This is a genomic window from Mesorhizobium sp. W050 (assembly GCF_054719535.1).
The window spans coordinates 819,967-835,462 of record NZ_JBTTIH010000001.1 but is presented as its reverse complement, the minus strand read 5'-3'; the positions used below and the strand labels follow the sequence as shown (position 1 = coordinate 835,462).

The following is a 15,496-nucleotide window of genomic DNA, read 5'->3' as shown; positions in this document are numbered from 1 at the left end:
GCAGTAGGGATAGGCAATAGACGGCTTAACCTCGCTCCTGCCTAATCCCCACTGCCTGATCCCTACTGCCTAATCCCTACTGCCTGGCCTCATTTTCGGGGTTACATCTCCCAAAACTCTTCCCTATAAGGCCCTCCTAGCCTGATACCAGAATCGCAAGCACAACCGGCCGGGTCTTCCCGTCCCGGTTTTTCGTGCAAGCCGCTCGCCGAACGGAACTCACAACGATGCCAAGACGCACCGACATCAAGTCGATCCTGATCATCGGGGCCGGCCCCATCGTCATCGGCCAGGCCTGCGAGTTCGACTATTCCGGCACACAGGCCTGCAAGGCGCTGAAGGAAGAGGGCTTTCGCGTCATCCTGGTCAATTCCAACCCGGCCACCATAATGACCGACCCGGAACTGGCCGACGCCACCTATATCGAGCCGATCACGCCTGAAGTCGTCGCCAAGATCATCGCCAAGGAGCGGCCCGACGCGCTGCTGCCGACCATGGGCGGCCAGACCGCGCTCAATACCGCTCTGTCGCTGCGCCGCATGGGCGTGCTCGAGCGCTACAATGTCGAGATGATCGGCGCCGACGCCACGGCGATCGACAAGGCTGAGGACCGGGCGCTGTTTCGCGAGGCGATGAAGAAGATCGGCCTGGAAACGCCGAAGTCGATGCTGGCCAATGCCACCGACGTCAAGAACGCCGACCGCAAGACCCATGAGGCCGAGCGCGCCGCCGTCAAGGCCGAGGCGCCTGCCGACCTCGATGCCGCGCTCGACGCGCTGGAAACCCGCTGGAACCTCGGCGAAGGCGACCGCAAGCAGCGCTACATCAGCCATGGCATGGCGATTGCCGCCCAGGCGCTCGACCATGTCGGCCTGCCCGCCATCATCCGCCCGTCCTTCACCATGGGCGGCACCGGCGGCGGCATCGCCTACAACCGCGCCGAATTCTACGACATCGTCCAGTCCGGGCTCGACGCCTCGCCGACCACCGAAGTGCTGATCGAGGAAAGCGTGCTCGGCTGGAAGGAGTATGAGATGGAGGTCGTCCGCGACAAGGCGGACAATTGCATCATCGTCTGCTCGATCGAGAACATCGACCCGATGGGCGTACACACCGGTGACTCGATCACCGTTGCCCCCGCGCTGACCTTGACCGACAAGGAATACCAGATGATGCGCAACGCCTCGATCGCGGTGCTGCGCGAGATCGGCGTCGAGACCGGCGGCTCCAACGTGCAGTTCGCCGTCAACCCGGCCGATGGTCGGCTGGTCGTCATCGAGATGAACCCGCGCGTCTCGCGCAGTTCCGCTTTGGCTTCGAAGGCGACCGGCTTCCCGATCGCCAAGATCGCGGCCAAGCTCGCCGTCGGCTACACGCTGGACGAGCTGGAGAACGACATCACCGGCGGCGCCACGCCCGCCTCCTTCGAGCCAAGCATCGATTACGTCGTCACAAAAATCCCGCGCTTTGCCTTCGAGAAATTCCCCGGCGCGGAGCCGGTGCTGACCACCGCCATGAAGTCGGTCGGTGAAGTCATGGCCATCGGCCGCACGTTCCAGGAGTCCTTGCAAAAGGCGCTGCGTGGGCTGGAAACCGGCCTGACTGGTCTCGACGAAATCGAGATCCCCGGCCTCGGCCACGGCGCCGTAGCTGCCAACCACGCCGACGACCGCAACGCCATTCGCGCCGCACTCGGCACGCCGACGCCCGACCGGCTGCGCATGGTGGCGCAGGCGATCCGCATGGGCACCTCGCTGGAAGACGTGCACGCAATGTGCAAGATCGACCCGTGGTTCCTCGAACAGATCGCCGGCATCGTATCCATGGAAGCCCGCATCCGCGAGCACGGCATCCCGCAGGACGCCGTCAATCTGCGCATGCTGAAGGCGATGGGCTTCTCCGATGCCCGCCTCGCCTCGCTGACGAAGAACGACGCCGAAGTGATTGCGAAGATTCGTGAAAAGCTCGACGTTCATCCGGTTTATAAGCGCATCGACACGTGCGCCGCCGAGTTCGCCTCGCCCACCGCCTACATGTACTCGACCTATGAAGTGCCCTTCGCCGGCGCGCTGGCCAATGAAGCGCAAGTGTCGTCGCGAAAAAAAGTCGTCATCCTCGGAGGCGGTCCGAACCGCATCGGGCAGGGCATCGAGTTCGACTATTGCTGCTGCCATGCCGCCTTCGCCCTGCGCGACGCCGGCTATGAAGCGATCATGATCAACTGCAACCCGGAGACGGTTTCGACCGACTACGACACCTCCGACCGGCTGTACTTCGAACCGCTGACGGCGGAGGACGTGCTGGAGATCCTGCGCGCCGAACAGGCCTCGGGCGAACTGGTCGGCGTCATCGTCCAGTTCGGCGGCCAGACGCCGCTGAAGCTGGCCGACGCGCTGGAGAAGGCCGGCATCCCGATCCTCGGCACGTCACCCGACATGATCGATCTCGCCGAAGACCGCGACCGCTTCCAGAAGCTGCTTCACAAGCTCAACCTCAGCCAGCCGAAGAACGGCATCGCCTATTCTGTCGAGCAGGCCCGCCTTGTGGCCGGCGAACTCGGCTTCCCGCTGGTGGTGCGCCCCTCCTATGTGCTCGGCGGCCGCGCCATGCAGATCATCCATGACGAGGGCATGCTGCAGAGCTACCTGCTCGACACCGTGCCCGGCCTGGTGCCGGAGGACATCAAGCAGAAATACCCCAACGACAAGACCGGCCAGATCAACACGCTGCTGGGCAAGAACCCGCTGCTGTTCGACACCTATCTCTCGGGCGCTATCGAGGTCGATGTCGATTGCCTGTGCGACGGCAAGTCGACCTTCGTCTCCGGCATTCTCGAGCACATCGAGGAGGCAGGCATTCATTCGGGCGACAGCGCCTGTTCGCTGCCGGTGCACTCGTTGCCCTCGGAGCTTGTCGACGAATTGGAGCGCCAGACAGCGGCGCTCGCCCGCGCGCTCAATGTCGGCGGGCTGATGAACGTGCAGTATGCGATCAAGGACGGCACGGTCTATGTGCTGGAGGTCAACCCGCGGGCATCGCGCACCGTGCCCTTCGTCGCCAAGACCATCGGCCGGCCGATCGCCAAGATCGCCGCCCGCATCATGGCCGGCGAAAAGCTGGAAGACGCCTTCGCCCACTACGGCGCCATGCCCGATCCGAGAAACCCCGGCCACATCGCGGTCAAGGAAGCCGTCTTCCCCTTCGCCCGCTTCCCCGGCGTCGACATATTGCTCGGCCCGGAAATGCGCTCGACCGGCGAGGTCATGGGCCTCGACCGCGACTTTGCGCTGGCCTTCGCCAAGAGCCAGCTCGGCGCCGGCGTCGACCTGCCGCGCTCCGGCACACTGTTCGTCTCGGTGCGCGACGAAGACAAGAAAGGCATATTGCCGGCGGTGAAGCGCCTCGCCGGCCTCGGCTTCAAGGTGCTGGCGACCTCGGGCACGCAGCGCTTCCTCGCCGAAAACGGCGTCGACGCGCAGAAGATCAACAAGGTGCTGGAAGGCCGCCCCCACATCGAAGACGCCATCCGCAACCGCCAGGTCCAGATCGTCTTCAACACCACGGACGGCCAGAAGGCGGTGTCGGATTCGAAATCGCTGCGCCGCGCCACGCTGATGCAGAAGGTGCCGTATTACACGACGCTGTCGGGTGCTGCGGCGGTGGCCGAGGCGATTGCGGCGCTGAAGGCGGGGAGCCTGGAGGTCAGGCCGCTGCAGGAGTATTTTGCGTAAACCTCAACGGAGCCTTCATCAAGCGACGGTGTGCCGTTCATTCTGCAAGGCATACACCAGCTTGGCGCGCGGATTTGTCACGAGATTGAAGTTGAGCTCACGTTTCAGGGGATATCTCATGAAAAGAACATTGTGTGAACATCCTGTTTAGCTATTAAGGAAAGACTAAGGGATGTGCCGATTCGCGAATGCGACCACGGAGCCACCATGGACGAAACATATAATCTGAACGGCGGATTTAAGCCCACGGCGAAGCGTTCAGCCGATCTTGATGGCCCAGATTTCTTCCCTACTCCGGCATGGGCGACATTTGCGTTGCTCGATAACGAAAAATTCGAGGGAAATATTTGGGAGCCAGCTTGCGGCGACGGGTCTATGTCCCGCGTGCTTGAAACGACAGGAAATGAAGTTTTTGCGAGCGATCTATATGACAGAGGCTATGGGACAGCCGGCATTGATTTTTTAAAAGTCGACCGCGTATTTGATAACATAGTGACCAATCCGCCCTACAACTCGGCTGAAGGTTTTGTACAAGCGGGCCTGCGCAACAGTAGAAATAAATTTGCACTTCTACTTCGGTTAGCTTTCCTCGAAGGAGCAAACAGAGAGAGAACCATATTCAGTAAAACCCCCCCATCGACGGTGTGGGTATTCAGCGAGAGAATCACATTTTACCTTGCGGGAGCGGAGAAAAAAGGGAGTGGGACTACCGCATATGCCTGGTTTGTCTGGGACAAAGACAAAAAAGGACCCACCGAGCTGAGATGGTTTAAACCTGGCTACAAACACCGACTGGACTATGTCGAAGAAAACCCAAGGCTATTTAAATAAGCTAACCCATCGTCAGTTACGGTCATGTTCGGACCGTTTTTGATTGCATAACCCTTTTTGAAAGGTCCACTTTTAGTTTTCTTGTGTGAAACCACATTTCCTACGATTTGCTGCCAGAGCTGTTCGTTTCGGCGCTTTGGAGACCGAACTTTGTCTCCTCTGGACAATGGATAGTATTTTTGTACTGTTTTTTTCACGTAAGATGTTGTGGTTGTATGGCCTGGACAGATTGAAGCAATCTTCAGCGCTAAAATCCTCGCCTCCGGCTCGCGGAGCCGATCATCTGGATCGCGCGGCAGATGGCCAAACTCAAACTGATCGCCTCTTATCCAAGCAATTGCTGTCTGGGGAAGCTCCAACCCCGCAATAACAAGTTGAATTCCTTCAACAATTTCCTCGCTAGACGCCAGCTCTACCGGAAAATATAATGAGCAAGTAAAGTCTGGATGACCCTTGTAGTGACGAATATCAAAGCTCAGGTAGTTTCCGATACAAAACGACGCCACTTCAAACTCGTCCAAATCATCCTGTTCCGTTCGCAGCTCGGTGGCAAAATAAATAGCGGGTCTCCAAAAAATAGCATGCGCAACCATGTCGCAGTCTGTACCCATACGTATGAAAGTAACATCAACCATGGTTACGGCTGCGAATTTGTAACTTGAGCGACAATACAAGCATATTCGACCCCGCACTTCGTTCGAGCTTGCACACCTGCAGTTTTTCCAAGGTACCAATGAGCCTCCAATGGCCCACCGCCAAATTCTGGAACGACCGAGGTTAGAAATTCAATTCCTCGAACTCCGCGTAGCTCTCCGGTATATGCCCTGACGGCAGTCAGTCTGCCTTGTCGTCCGGGTCCGCCCCAGACCTCGCCAGTTTTAACCTGCTCGACAGCGTCCACGATAGTCTGCGTTGGAGACTCTTTTCGATGATACATCTTCCCACCCTTACCCACTACACCAAACCATCCTACTCCCTGAGCAGTCAAGATGAGTTTTTCAACTGGGTTCACAGCGACCCCGATCGGCAGCAGTTCGCGCAAGAAGCATCCTCACGCCACCGCCACACACTCGATCTCGATATCGAACTCCATTGGCCATGACGCCACCGGCACAAAACTGCGCGCCGGCGGGTTGACGCTGAAGTACCGGGCATAGACCCGGTTGATGGCGTTGTAGAAGCCGGAATTGACGGCGTAGATGCGCACCATCACCACATTGTCCAGCGAGGTGCCGGCGGCTTCCAGGCAGTGTTTCAGCGCCTTCAGCGACGCCTCGGTCTGCGTTTCGATATCGCCACGCACCATCTCGCCGCTCACCATGTCCACCGGCGGCGTCGCCGAGATGAACACGAAGCCATTGGCCCTTACTGCCGTCGAGCAAGGCAGCCCGAGCGCCCGCACCTTGGCCGACATGACGGGCACTTCGATGACTTCTTTTTTCATGGTGATCTTCCCCTTGTTTGCCAAGCTGGCGCCAAGGCCCCCTCACCCAGCCTCCGCTTCGCTCGGCTGACCGTTCCGGGGCGAGCCACGTGTCTCGCCCGTCCTTCAGACCCCCGAGGGGAGAGGAGCCGGTCAGCGCCAGCGCTTCCCTCTTCTCCCCAGTGGGGAGAAGGTGGCCGCGAAGCGGTCGGATGAGGGGGCCTGCGCCACCTTTGATTGTGAGGAGCTTATCCCCCCGCCCAGCGAACGCCAGCGCCGGACCATAGTCCAGCCGTCACCCCTGCCCCGGATAGGGCATGCCGTCCTTGTGCAGGAACCTGCCATCCGAACTCGGGCTCATCATGTCGATGTCGGAGCAGGTGATGAGATCATCCGGATTGCGCGATCCGACCTCGAGATAGCGCGCCGTTGTGGACGAGCGGTTGATCATGTGGTGGCCGTTGCCGCTGTTCTTGGCAAAGGTCGCGCAGTCGCCGGCCTTGAGCAGCGTCTCGCCGCCATCCTCGACCAGCACCAGTTCGCCTTCCAGCACATAGACGAGCTCGTCCTCATGGCTGTGCCAGTGGCGCTGGCTGGACCAGCCGCCTGATGGCAATGTCATCAGGTTGACGCCGAAATCGGTGAGGCCGCCGGCATCGCCGAGGCGCTGGCGTGTGCGCTCGGCGCAAGGGGCGTCGAAGGGTGCGGGGTAGCCGGAGCCCTTGCGGACAGGCACGGTGGACAGGTCGATCTTGGGCATGGGAGCTCCATTGAATTGGTGGCGGCAGTGTATGTCACTGCCGCCGCAGCCACAGAGCCACTTTGCCGCAATGCCTTGCCAACGGCAGGCATCGGCCGTCGCACTCTACGGCGCCCCCCTCTGTCCTGCCGGACATTTCCCCCACAAGCAGGGAGATTGGCTGTCGCCTCAGCCTTCGCCAATTTTCACCGTCGGTAGAAAAGCACGGCGCCGACGCTGCTGATCTCCCCACTCGTGGGGGAGATGTCCGGCAGGACAGAGGGGGCGCCGTAGAATGCTATTGCTGGCCAGTCACCAACCCTCAACCCTGATGCGCGGCCGCGAGTTCCTTCACGTGCTTCTCGTGCATCTGCAGCGTCGGCAGCGTCTTCTTGGCGAATTCCTTCATCGCCGGGTCGTCGCCCGAGTTGGCATAGGTGCTGAACAGGGCAACGGCCTCCTTGTGCGCGTCCGTCTGCATCTGGATGTACTTGGCGTCAAAATCCTTGCCGCTTGTGCTCTTCAACTCGTCGAGCATTGCCTGCTCCTTCGGCTGCAGGGCCGGTCCCGCGGCTTTGGTCGAACCGGTGGTCTGGCCCTGGCTCAGCGCCGCCTTGAACTCCTTGCCGGCTTTGGTGTGGTCCTTGACCATCTGCTTGGCGAATTTCCTGACGTCAGCCGCCTTGGATTTCTCCTCGGCGAGCTTGCTCGACTGGATTTCGAATTCGTTGGAGCTAGGCACGGTCTTGACGAAGGTTGGGGTATCGACCTTGCTGGCGGCCATGGCAGGCGCGACCGCAGTCGAGTTGGCCGCAAAGGCGGCAGGGGCACCGGCGAACAAGGCGACGGCGGCAATGGTGAGAAGCGTTTTCATCTGAGGTCTCCGATTTGAAAATTTCCCTCGGCTAATCAAACGCGGCATTGGCGGCAGGGTTGCGTCCGGAGAACTATTCGTCAGCGACCATCTGCCGAAGAGCCGTCCCGAGCCCCTGGCGGACAAACCTCAGGACAGCACGCCTCGCCATATTGCAGCTGTTCGTTCCAGTTCGGCCGACCCTCAGGCGTGAAATCCATAAGGTTCCACAGGATCTCGCAGATGCCGATGGCGCGCTGATCCTAATGGACGGCGCTGCATTGGGAGCCGGTTGCACTTGTATTGCGTCTGCAGGTTAGATTTCCGGAGCTGGGGAGACACATGCAAGAGGATGAAGAGATCGATCTGCGCTGCCCGCAAGTGGTGGCCGACAATGCCGCCAAGGGGTTGAGGCTGCGAAGAGAATTCGGCCGGGGCGGCACCGAGATCGGCGTGGCGCGGGCGACGGAACTCAAGAACCGCGAAAAGCTGGCGCCATCCACTATCCGCCGCATGGTCAGCTACTTCGCCCGCCACGAGGTCGACAAGCGCGGCAAGAATTACGGCAATGAAGACAATCCATCGGCCGGCCATATCGCCTGGCTGCTGTGGGGCGGCGACGAGGGCCGCGCCTGGGCGCTTGAGCTCAAAAAGAAGATCGGCAATGCGCCCGATATCTGAGGGCTGCCGTAAAACGACTGGCGGGCCCCAAACCCCCGCCTGGGACCCGCCAAGGAGTGGCTGAACACATGCCGGTGCAGCCCCTCCACATCTGCCAGTCGTCGATCCGCCATCGGTCGAAAGGCATGGATGGTGAGGTAGCATCCGGTTGCGGCGGCCTATGTGAAGCAGTTCACAATCCGAAGGATTTCAACAGCGCTCGAGCAATTCCAGGAAAAGTGGGAACCGGTTTTCCTGGGAAAAGCGCGTAGCGTTTTCCCCAGGGAATTGCGGCAAGAAAAAAGCCCTTACCCTTCCCAGGCGACAGGCACCATTCCCAGCCGCTCGTAGAGCCCGAGCGCGGCGGCGTTCTCGACCGTGTTGGTCTTGAGGTCGACATGGGCCGCGCCTCGATCGCGAAAGGCGTTGAAAGCCTGCCACATCAGCGCTTCGCCAATGCCTTTGCCGCGCGCTTCGGGATGGACCGCGAGGTCCTTGACGAAGGCCCTGGTCCAGCACAGCGCTGCGGCCGCCAGCCGTCCCTTGGCGTCGATGACCAGGAAACACAGCGCCGGGTCGAATTCGGCATCGCTGGATATGCGCGGCCACCATTCGTCGAATGGGCCGTCGGTGCCGTCGTCGAACACCTCGGTCAAAAGCGCATGCAAGGGCTGCGCGTCACCATGTTCGAAGCAGCGCATGGTAAAGCCGGCCGGCCAGTGCGGTGCAACGAGCGTCTCGTCGAGGATTTTGCGCAGCCGGATGTCGTTTGGAGCCGGCGGGCGCGGTTCAGGCATCGCGCTCAGGCGTCGGGCTGCAGCCGGCGGCGCTTGCGGTCGACACCGAGGCCGGTGGCCTCGAGCAGGCCTTTGCGCTTGGCGTCGAAATAATAGCCGGTCTGGTAGAGCCAATCGGCCTTCTTGGCGTTGCCACCCGCCACCAGCCAGGCGCCACGCAGATATTTGACCGCGTATTTCAGATTGGTTTCGGCGTCGAACAAGCCCTTGGCCGGCCCGTCATAGCCCATGCCGCGCGCCGTCGCGTGCTTGATCTGCATCAGCCCCCAATGGCCGTTATTGTAAGCCTTGGGATTGTAGGTGCTTTCGCGGTTGACGACGTGGCGCACCAGATCGACCGGCACCTCGTAGAGAGCAGCGTATTTCTGGATCAGCCGGTCGACGTCGCCGCGCATGCCGGTCGCATGCTCTTCTTCCGGGAGACCGAGGGGCGCGGCGGGGAACTGGCCCAGGGAAGCAGGGTTCTGCGGCACGACATAGGCTACCTGCTGCACGCCGGGCATGGCGTTCTGGCCGCCCTTGGCGGTCGCCGGCATGACAAGGCTGGCGGTCGTATATTGCGCCGCGACCGGCTGTCCGGCCTTGGCGGGCGCAGGCGCCTGCCAGGCGTTGGCGGCCATCACCGCAGGCAGGGCCGGGGCCGTGGGCGTCGCGCCGGCAAAGGCCGCGGTCGCGGCAGCCGGCTGCGGGGCGGCATCGAGCGCTGGCGTCGCCGGCGTCGCTTCGGCCGACTGAACGGGTGTTATGCCCGAGGATTGCGGCAGCACCGAAACCGTATCGGGCAGCGGCACGGTGAAGCCGGCATCGCTGCCGGCGGTGGTCGCGGTTTCGGTCAGCGCAGGCGTGGCCTTCATCTGCGAGGTCGATTGGCAGCCGCTGAGGGCAGCTGCGCCGACGATCACAGAGATCGCGAAAAGGTTGAATTTTGCTGGCAAGCCGCGCGGGTCCGATTTGTCGGTTGTTAAGAAGTCCTTACACCAGCGATTCCTGGTGGGCAATCGGGACCATCTGGTGGTTTTCGGGTGGCGAGAGCCGGGCTCAGATGCCATATTGTTCTGCATATGTACCGGTCGATATCCCGGTTTTCGCCGCTTTGCGGAAAGGAGCGCATCATGGAAACGGCATCTTCGATCACAGCCGGCCACGCAGTGTTAGAAACAGTGATCGGCTTCATGGGCATCGCCTGGAGCGAAAAGGGCCTGATCCGGCTCTGCCTGCCCGAAAGGAGCCGCGAAGCGGTGGAACGCCGGCTGATGCGGCATGCCGGTGCTGCCGCCAATACGACTGCGAACACTGGGCAGCCGCAATGGGTGGTCGAGCTGATCGCCTCGATCAAGGCGTATGCCACAGGCGAGGACGTCGATTTCTCCGGCGTGCCGGTCGATCTCGACGGCGTCGACGACTTCCGTCTCGCCATCTACGACGCGGCGCGGAAACTGCATTATGGCGAAACCACCACCTATGGCGAACTGGCCAAGCGCGCCGGCCAAGCCGGCCTGCCGCGCGAAACCGGGGCAGCGCTGGGCGCCAACCCGGTGCCGCTGGTCATCCCCTGCCATCGGATTCTAGCCGCGGGCGGCAAGATCGGCGGCTTCTCGGCGCCCGGCGGCTCGGCCACCAAGGAAAAGATGCTGGCCATGGAAGGCGTGCGCGTCGGCCCGCCGCCGGCGGCGCAGGTCTCGTTCGGGTTCTAAGAGCTTGAATGGTATGCCGGCTGGGTATGTTGAGATTCAGGTCAGGCCGCACCGAGAACTATGGTCTTCGAGAACCGGAGCGGAGCGTACTTAATGTACGTGGGCACCGGAAGCGCAGAAGACCATCGTTCGCAGGCCGGCCTCACCTGAATATCAATATGCCCTAATGACGGCGCAGGAAGCGGCGGTGAAAATGGTCGTTCTCGATCCGCTTGCAGAGATAGACCGGGCAGGATTCGGTGTCGGCGCTCGGCACATAGGCGCGCTTCCTGACCTCGCCGACATTGCAGAATTGCTGGCTCTGCACATAGCGGTCGAAGAGCGGCAGCCCCGGCACGCGCCTGGACTGATAGCGCAGGATGACTGCGCCCTGGCGGGCGATCGTGCCTTGCACCCTGTCGCAGCTCATACGAGTGGGGTCGTAGCGCGAGATCGCCTGCGCCTCGGCGGCCGCCAGCGTCAGGCAGGCGGCAAGCAGAATGGTTTTCACAACCGTTTTCATGACAGTCTCCCAAAACCGGACTAACGCCGTCGGGCGTCCCGGTCTTCCCGATTGCTCGACGCTTTCATGCGATTGGGGCGGCCTTTGGGCGGCGCCACCGCAACGCCATTTTTCGAGCCATCTTGTTTTTGGTGCGAAACCCGCCTATATCAGCTCCATTGATATTTCGGCCGATCGATCCGGGCCTCGCGATCTTCGCGTTTGCTGACGTCTATCTCCAAAATCTCGATACAAACCGGCTGAACCTCGGTTCGGTCAAACCAAAGCAAATGCGAGGACTATTCATATGGCAACTGGTACGGTCAAGTGGTTCAATGCCACCAAGGGCTTCGGCTTCATTCAGCCTGATTCGGGCGGTGCGGACGTTTTCGTTCACATCTCCGCTGTCGAGCGCGCTGGACTGTCGACCCTGGTCGAAGGCCAGAAAATCAACTTCGAGATCGAGCAGGACCGCCGCACAGGCAAGTCGTCCGCTGGTTCTCTGAGCAAGGCAGCCTGATTTTGCGATAGCGCGCGCCGGACGAGAGTTCGGGGCGCGCGGCAAGTCACGGATGTACTGACGGTCGCGCGAGAAGCGCGCTGGAGCGGAAAGACCCGACAAGCTGGATCAGCAGATAGCTGCCGGCCCGGACTTAAAGCTCCGATCAGGCTACCGAAAATGGGAAGGCGGGATTTATCCCGCCTTTTTGTTTGTCTGGAATTGGACGATGGCCATGCTAGTTTCGCCCCATGACCAAGCTCGAACAGATTGAAAGATCCATCGCAGCCCTGAACACCAAAGAACTAAAGGCCTTACCAAATGGTTCGCAGCGTATCGGGCAGAGGTGTGGGATATGCAGATCGAGGCGGACGCCAAGGCTGGCCGGCTGGATAAGTTTGCCGAGCAGGCTTTGGCTGAACTTCACGCGGGCCGAGTTCGCCCTCTTTGAATGCGCGCTACGGCCGAAGGCCGCAAGCCCAACCGGGCATCGCGCCCGTTGGCGTCCCGTCCGGAACGAGCCGCGAAGCGGCGGCAAGCGCGAATACAAATCAGCGCCGCAGATGCAGCGGCACCACCTTGTTGTCGGCGCCAAGCAGCGCCTCGATCGACAGCGGCTCCCGGTTGAAGATCGTGCCGGCCAGCGCCGGGCGGCCGAGATGGAACCCCTGTAGCAGGTCGACGCCGCCATCCAGCGCGACGCGCAGATGCACGGATTGCTCGATGCCTTCGACCAGCACCTTGGCGCCGCGATCGTGCAGCGACGAGACGAGCGGCCGGAAGAAGCGCTCGGCGGCAGCGTGGCGGCAGAATTCGGCGAACCAGCCGCCGTCGATCTTCACAATCTCCGGCTGGAGCAGGTTCATCCGCTCCGCGGTCGAGTGGCCGGTGCCGAAATCGTCGATGGCGATGCGGATGCCGTGGCGCCGCATCTCGCGCACCAGCGGGGCCAGCACATTGTCGTCGGCCGCCTGTTCGGTGATCTCGCAGACCAGCATGGCGGCATGCAGTTCGAGATCGCCGAGATGCCGCGTCATCAGCCGGATCTCGGCCAGCGCCCGCCCCAGATGATCGTTGATCATCGGGTTGTAATTGAAGAACAGGCCGAGCCCGTCGACGCCGATGTTGCGGAAGTTTTTCAGATGCAGCATCCGGCACATCGTCTCGACAAACAGGCGGTCGCCCGGCGCAACACTGTCGAAGAACATGGCCGGTGCAACCGGCATGGAGGCGCGCTGCGGTTCGATCAGCGCCTCGACGGCAACCGCGGCCAACGCGCCACCGCGTGGCGCAAAGATCGGCTGGTAGGCGCTCTTCAGCCGGAACGCGCCATAGACGCCGTATTCGATGCCGACCTCGTCGGCAAAGATCGCTTCGCCGATATCGCGACGCCTCTCGCGTTGCCCGGTCATGGCCCGGTCCTGCGCCCGAACACCCTGCCCGACCGCGCCGGAGGCGCTGCAGTCGGGCCGGCAGGCGTCTTGCCAGGCTCGGCCGCCGCGACAGATGGCTGCCCATCCTTGCCGAAAGCGCGAAAGCTGGTCGGCGCCAGTTCCGGCTTCGCCAGCACGAAGCCCTGCACCATCGATGCGCCGGATTTCTCGGCCAATTGAAGCTGCCAGCCTTCCTCGATGCCTTCGAACACCGTCCGGATGCCCTGTAGTTCGAAGTTCGTCACCATGGCAGTCAGTAGGGCAAAGCCGGCGCCCGATTCCATGAGCTGCGTGATCCAGTGCGCATCGAATTTGACGATGTCGGGCTTGAGCTCCTTGATGCGGTTGATGTCGGATTCATCGGCGCCGTAATCGTCGACGGCGATGCGAAAGCCATTGGCCCGCAGCGCCTCGACAAAGCTGTAGAGCGTTTCCTGCGACGCCGACTTCTGCTCGGTCACCTCGCACACGATGCGGCGCGGATCGATCCCCGCCTCGTGCAGCACCAGCCGCATGTCGCGCAGCGCGTTGTCGGCAACGGTGCGCTCGGTGAACACCGACGGGTCGAAATTGACGAAGATCGAGGCTTCTTGCGGCAGGCAGGCGCCGGCATTGAGCAAATGCAGCGTGCGCGTCAGCGCCTCGATGTGCAGGCGGTCGCCGGCCGGACAGGTGCGGAAGAAGTTCATCGGCGATTGCGGCTCGCCGTCACGAAACGGCCGGATCAGCCCCTCGAACGCTGCGATCGAGAGCTTGCCGTCCTTGAAGGCGAAGATCGGCTGAAAGGCGCTCTGCAGCGTGTAGGGACCCCAGACACCTGAAGCGGTGCCGTCATCGTGACGGATGATGTGGGCAAGCCCGGTGCTGCGCGACAAGGGTCCCTCGCTCCGCGAGACAGGCGAAATGGCTGGCGATCCTGCAGCCAAAGGTTTTAGCGCCCGTTGATGAATTTAGTCTTGCCGGGGATAAGCCGTCGATTGCAGAGCCCGCAACGCAGAGTGAAACCGTCATGCACGCGCTCCAAAAAGCCGATCTTCACGGGTCCTTGACCCTGGCTCATCCGACAATGCTTGCACTTGCCGGGTCGATGCGACATGAGAGGCGCCGCAGCTGTTTGCGGTTGCGCCGACCCCTCTGGAGATATCTGGTCATGGCCTTTCTTGCCGACACCCTTGCCCGCGTAAAGCCTTCCGCCACCATCGCGGTGACGCAGAAAGCCCGCGAGCTGAAAAATGCCGGCCGTGACATTATCGGCCTCGGCGCTGGCGAACCGGATTTCGACACGCCCGACAACATCAAGAATGCGGCGATCGAGGCGATCCGCCGCGGCGAGACCAAGTACCCACCGGTTTCGGGCATCGCGCCGCTGCGCGAGGCGATCGCGAAAAAATTCAAGCGCGAGAACAATCTCGACTACAAGCCCGAGCAGACCATTGTCGGCACCGGCGGCAAGCAGATCCTGTTCAACGCCTTCATGGCGACGCTGAACCCAGGCGACGAGGTCATCATCCCCCGCCCCTATTGGGTCAGCTATCCCGAAATGGTGGCGATCTGCGGCGGCACCTCGGTGTTCGCCGATACTTCGATCGACAATGGTTTCAAGCTCACTCCCGCCGTGCTGGATAAGGCGATCACGCCGAAGACCAAATGGCTGTTGATGAACTCGCCGTCGAACCCGTCCGGCGCCGCATACACGGAAGCCGAGCTGCGCGCGCTGGCCGACGTGCTCTTGAAGCATCCGCATGTCTGGACACTGACCGACGACATGTACGAGCACCTGACCTATGGCGACTTCGTCTTCAGGACGATCGCCGAGGTCGAGCCGAAACTCTACGAGCGCACGCTGACCATGAACGGCGTCTCGAAAGCCTATGCCATGACCGGCTGGCGCATCGGCTATGCAGCGGGTCCCGTCCAGCTGATCAAGGCGATGGACATGATCCAGGGCCAGCAGACCTCGGGCGCCTGCACCATCGCGCAATGGGCCTCGGTCGAGGCGCTCAACGGCCCGCAGGATTTCGTCGCCAGGAACAAGGCGACCTTTCAGGGCCGTCGCGACCTCGTCGTGTCGATGCTCAACCAGGCGCGCGGCATAACCTGCCCGTCGCCGGAAGGCGCCTTCTATGTCTACCCGTCCTGTGCCCAGCTGATTGGCAAGAAGACCAAAGCCGGCAAGATAATCGACACCGACGAGACTTTCTGCTCCGAATTGCTCGAAGGCGAGGGTGTCGCAGTGGTGTTCGGCTCGGCCTTCGGCCTCGGCCCCAACTTCCGTATCTCCTACGCCACGACGGAGAGCCTGCTGGAGGAAGCCTGCACGCGCATCCAGCGATTCACTGCATCGCTGACCTGATC

The 15,496-nt window shown here is 61.7% G+C and carries 15 protein-coding genes; 6 read left to right on the top strand and 9 right to left on the bottom strand.

Annotated features, from left to right (window positions below; all coding sequences use genetic code 11):
• Positions 1–227: 227 nt before the first annotated feature.
• Both carB and ACYG9Y_RS04015 read left to right on the top strand, forming a co-directional pair.
• Positions 228–3,731, top strand: a complete 3,504-nt coding sequence (gene carB / locus ACYG9Y_RS04020; RefSeq protein ID WP_023740203.1) for a carbamoyl-phosphate synthase large subunit — start codon at positions 228–230, stop codon at positions 3,729–3,731.
• 207 nt (positions 3,732–3,938) lie between these two features.
• Positions 3,939–4,562, top strand: a complete 624-nt coding sequence (locus ACYG9Y_RS04015) for a hypothetical protein (protein WP_084014399.1) — start codon at positions 3,939–3,941, stop codon at positions 4,560–4,562.
• On the opposite strand, the gene ACYG9Y_RS04010 is transcribed toward ACYG9Y_RS04015, so the two are convergent.
• From ACYG9Y_RS04010 to ACYG9Y_RS03995, 4 genes are all read right to left on the bottom strand, one after another.
• Complete coding sequence (locus ACYG9Y_RS04010; protein WP_156033729.1) at positions 4,529–5,197, bottom strand: hypothetical protein; 669 nt, start codon at positions 5,195–5,197, stop codon at positions 4,529–4,531. The genes ACYG9Y_RS04015 and ACYG9Y_RS04010 overlap by 34 nt on opposite strands.
• Before the next feature lie 416 nt (positions 5,198–5,613).
• The gene (locus tag ACYG9Y_RS04005; RefSeq protein WP_023740205.1) at positions 5,614–6,006 is read right to left on the bottom strand and encodes a RidA family protein; all 393 of its coding nucleotides are present in this window, start codon (positions 6,004–6,006) and stop codon (positions 5,614–5,616) included.
• A gap of 274 nt (positions 6,007–6,280) precedes the next feature.
• Entirely contained in the window at positions 6,281–6,745 is a 465-nt protein-coding gene (locus ACYG9Y_RS04000; RefSeq protein WP_023740206.1) for a cupin domain-containing protein, read from the bottom strand.
• Positions 6,746–7,046: 301 nt separating this feature from the next.
• On the bottom strand, positions 7,047–7,598 hold the full coding sequence (locus ACYG9Y_RS03995) for a DUF4142 domain-containing protein (protein WP_023733307.1): 552 nt from the start codon (positions 7,596–7,598) through the stop codon (positions 7,047–7,049).
• 321 nt (positions 7,599–7,919) lie between these two features.
• Here ACYG9Y_RS03995 and ACYG9Y_RS03990 point away from each other — a divergent pair, with 321 nt between their 5' ends.
• Positions 7,920–8,258: a hypothetical protein gene (locus ACYG9Y_RS03990; protein WP_023697061.1), complete on the top strand. Its 339-nt coding sequence runs from the start codon at positions 7,920–7,922 to the stop codon at positions 8,256–8,258.
• Between the two features lie 287 nt (positions 8,259–8,545).
• On the opposite strand, the gene ACYG9Y_RS03985 is transcribed toward ACYG9Y_RS03990, so the two are convergent.
• Entirely contained in the window at positions 8,546–9,034 is a 489-nt protein-coding gene (locus ACYG9Y_RS03985) for a GNAT family N-acetyltransferase (RefSeq protein ID WP_023740207.1), read from the bottom strand.
• Positions 9,035–9,039: 5 nt separating this feature from the next.
• On the bottom strand, positions 9,040–9,888 hold the full coding sequence (locus ACYG9Y_RS03980) for a transglycosylase SLT domain-containing protein (RefSeq protein WP_460222761.1): 849 nt from the start codon (positions 9,886–9,888) through the stop codon (positions 9,040–9,042).
• Between the two features lie 258 nt (positions 9,889–10,146).
• Here ACYG9Y_RS03980 and ACYG9Y_RS03975 point away from each other — a divergent pair, with 258 nt between their 5' ends.
• On the top strand, positions 10,147–10,728 hold the full coding sequence (locus tag ACYG9Y_RS03975; protein ID WP_023695753.1) for a methylated-DNA--[protein]-cysteine S-methyltransferase: 582 nt from the start codon (positions 10,147–10,149) through the stop codon (positions 10,726–10,728).
• 163 nt (positions 10,729–10,891) lie between these two features.
• On the opposite strand, the gene ACYG9Y_RS03970 is transcribed toward ACYG9Y_RS03975, so the two are convergent.
• The gene (locus tag ACYG9Y_RS03970; RefSeq protein WP_023689728.1) at positions 10,892–11,218 is read right to left on the bottom strand and encodes a hypothetical protein; all 327 of its coding nucleotides are present in this window, start codon (positions 11,216–11,218) and stop codon (positions 10,892–10,894) included.
• A gap of 298 nt (positions 11,219–11,516) precedes the next feature.
• Here ACYG9Y_RS03970 and ACYG9Y_RS03965 point away from each other — a divergent pair, with 298 nt between their 5' ends.
• Positions 11,517–11,729 carry a cold-shock protein gene (locus ACYG9Y_RS03965; RefSeq protein WP_015316174.1) on the top strand — a complete coding sequence of 71 codons (213 nt, stop codon included), beginning with the start codon at positions 11,517–11,519 and terminating at the stop codon, positions 11,727–11,729.
• Between the two features lie 530 nt (positions 11,730–12,259).
• Here ACYG9Y_RS03965 and ACYG9Y_RS03960 read toward each other — a convergent pair.
• Both ACYG9Y_RS03960 and ACYG9Y_RS03955 read right to left on the bottom strand, forming a co-directional pair.
• On the bottom strand, positions 12,260–13,120 hold the full coding sequence (locus tag ACYG9Y_RS03960) for an EAL domain-containing protein (RefSeq protein WP_023737848.1): 861 nt from the start codon (positions 13,118–13,120) through the stop codon (positions 12,260–12,262).
• Positions 13,117–14,016, bottom strand: coding sequence for an EAL domain-containing protein (locus tag ACYG9Y_RS03955; protein ID WP_023737847.1), 900 nt, complete (start codon positions 14,014–14,016; stop codon positions 13,117–13,119). The genes ACYG9Y_RS03960 and ACYG9Y_RS03955 overlap by 4 nt, the downstream gene beginning before the upstream one ends.
• A gap of 275 nt (positions 14,017–14,291) precedes the next feature.
• Between ACYG9Y_RS03955 and ACYG9Y_RS03950 the strand changes: the two genes are divergently transcribed.
• Positions 14,292–15,494: a pyridoxal phosphate-dependent aminotransferase gene (locus ACYG9Y_RS03950; protein ID WP_023737846.1), complete on the top strand. Its 1,203-nt coding sequence runs from the start codon at positions 14,292–14,294 to the stop codon at positions 15,492–15,494.
• Positions 15,495–15,496 lie beyond the last annotated feature (2 nt).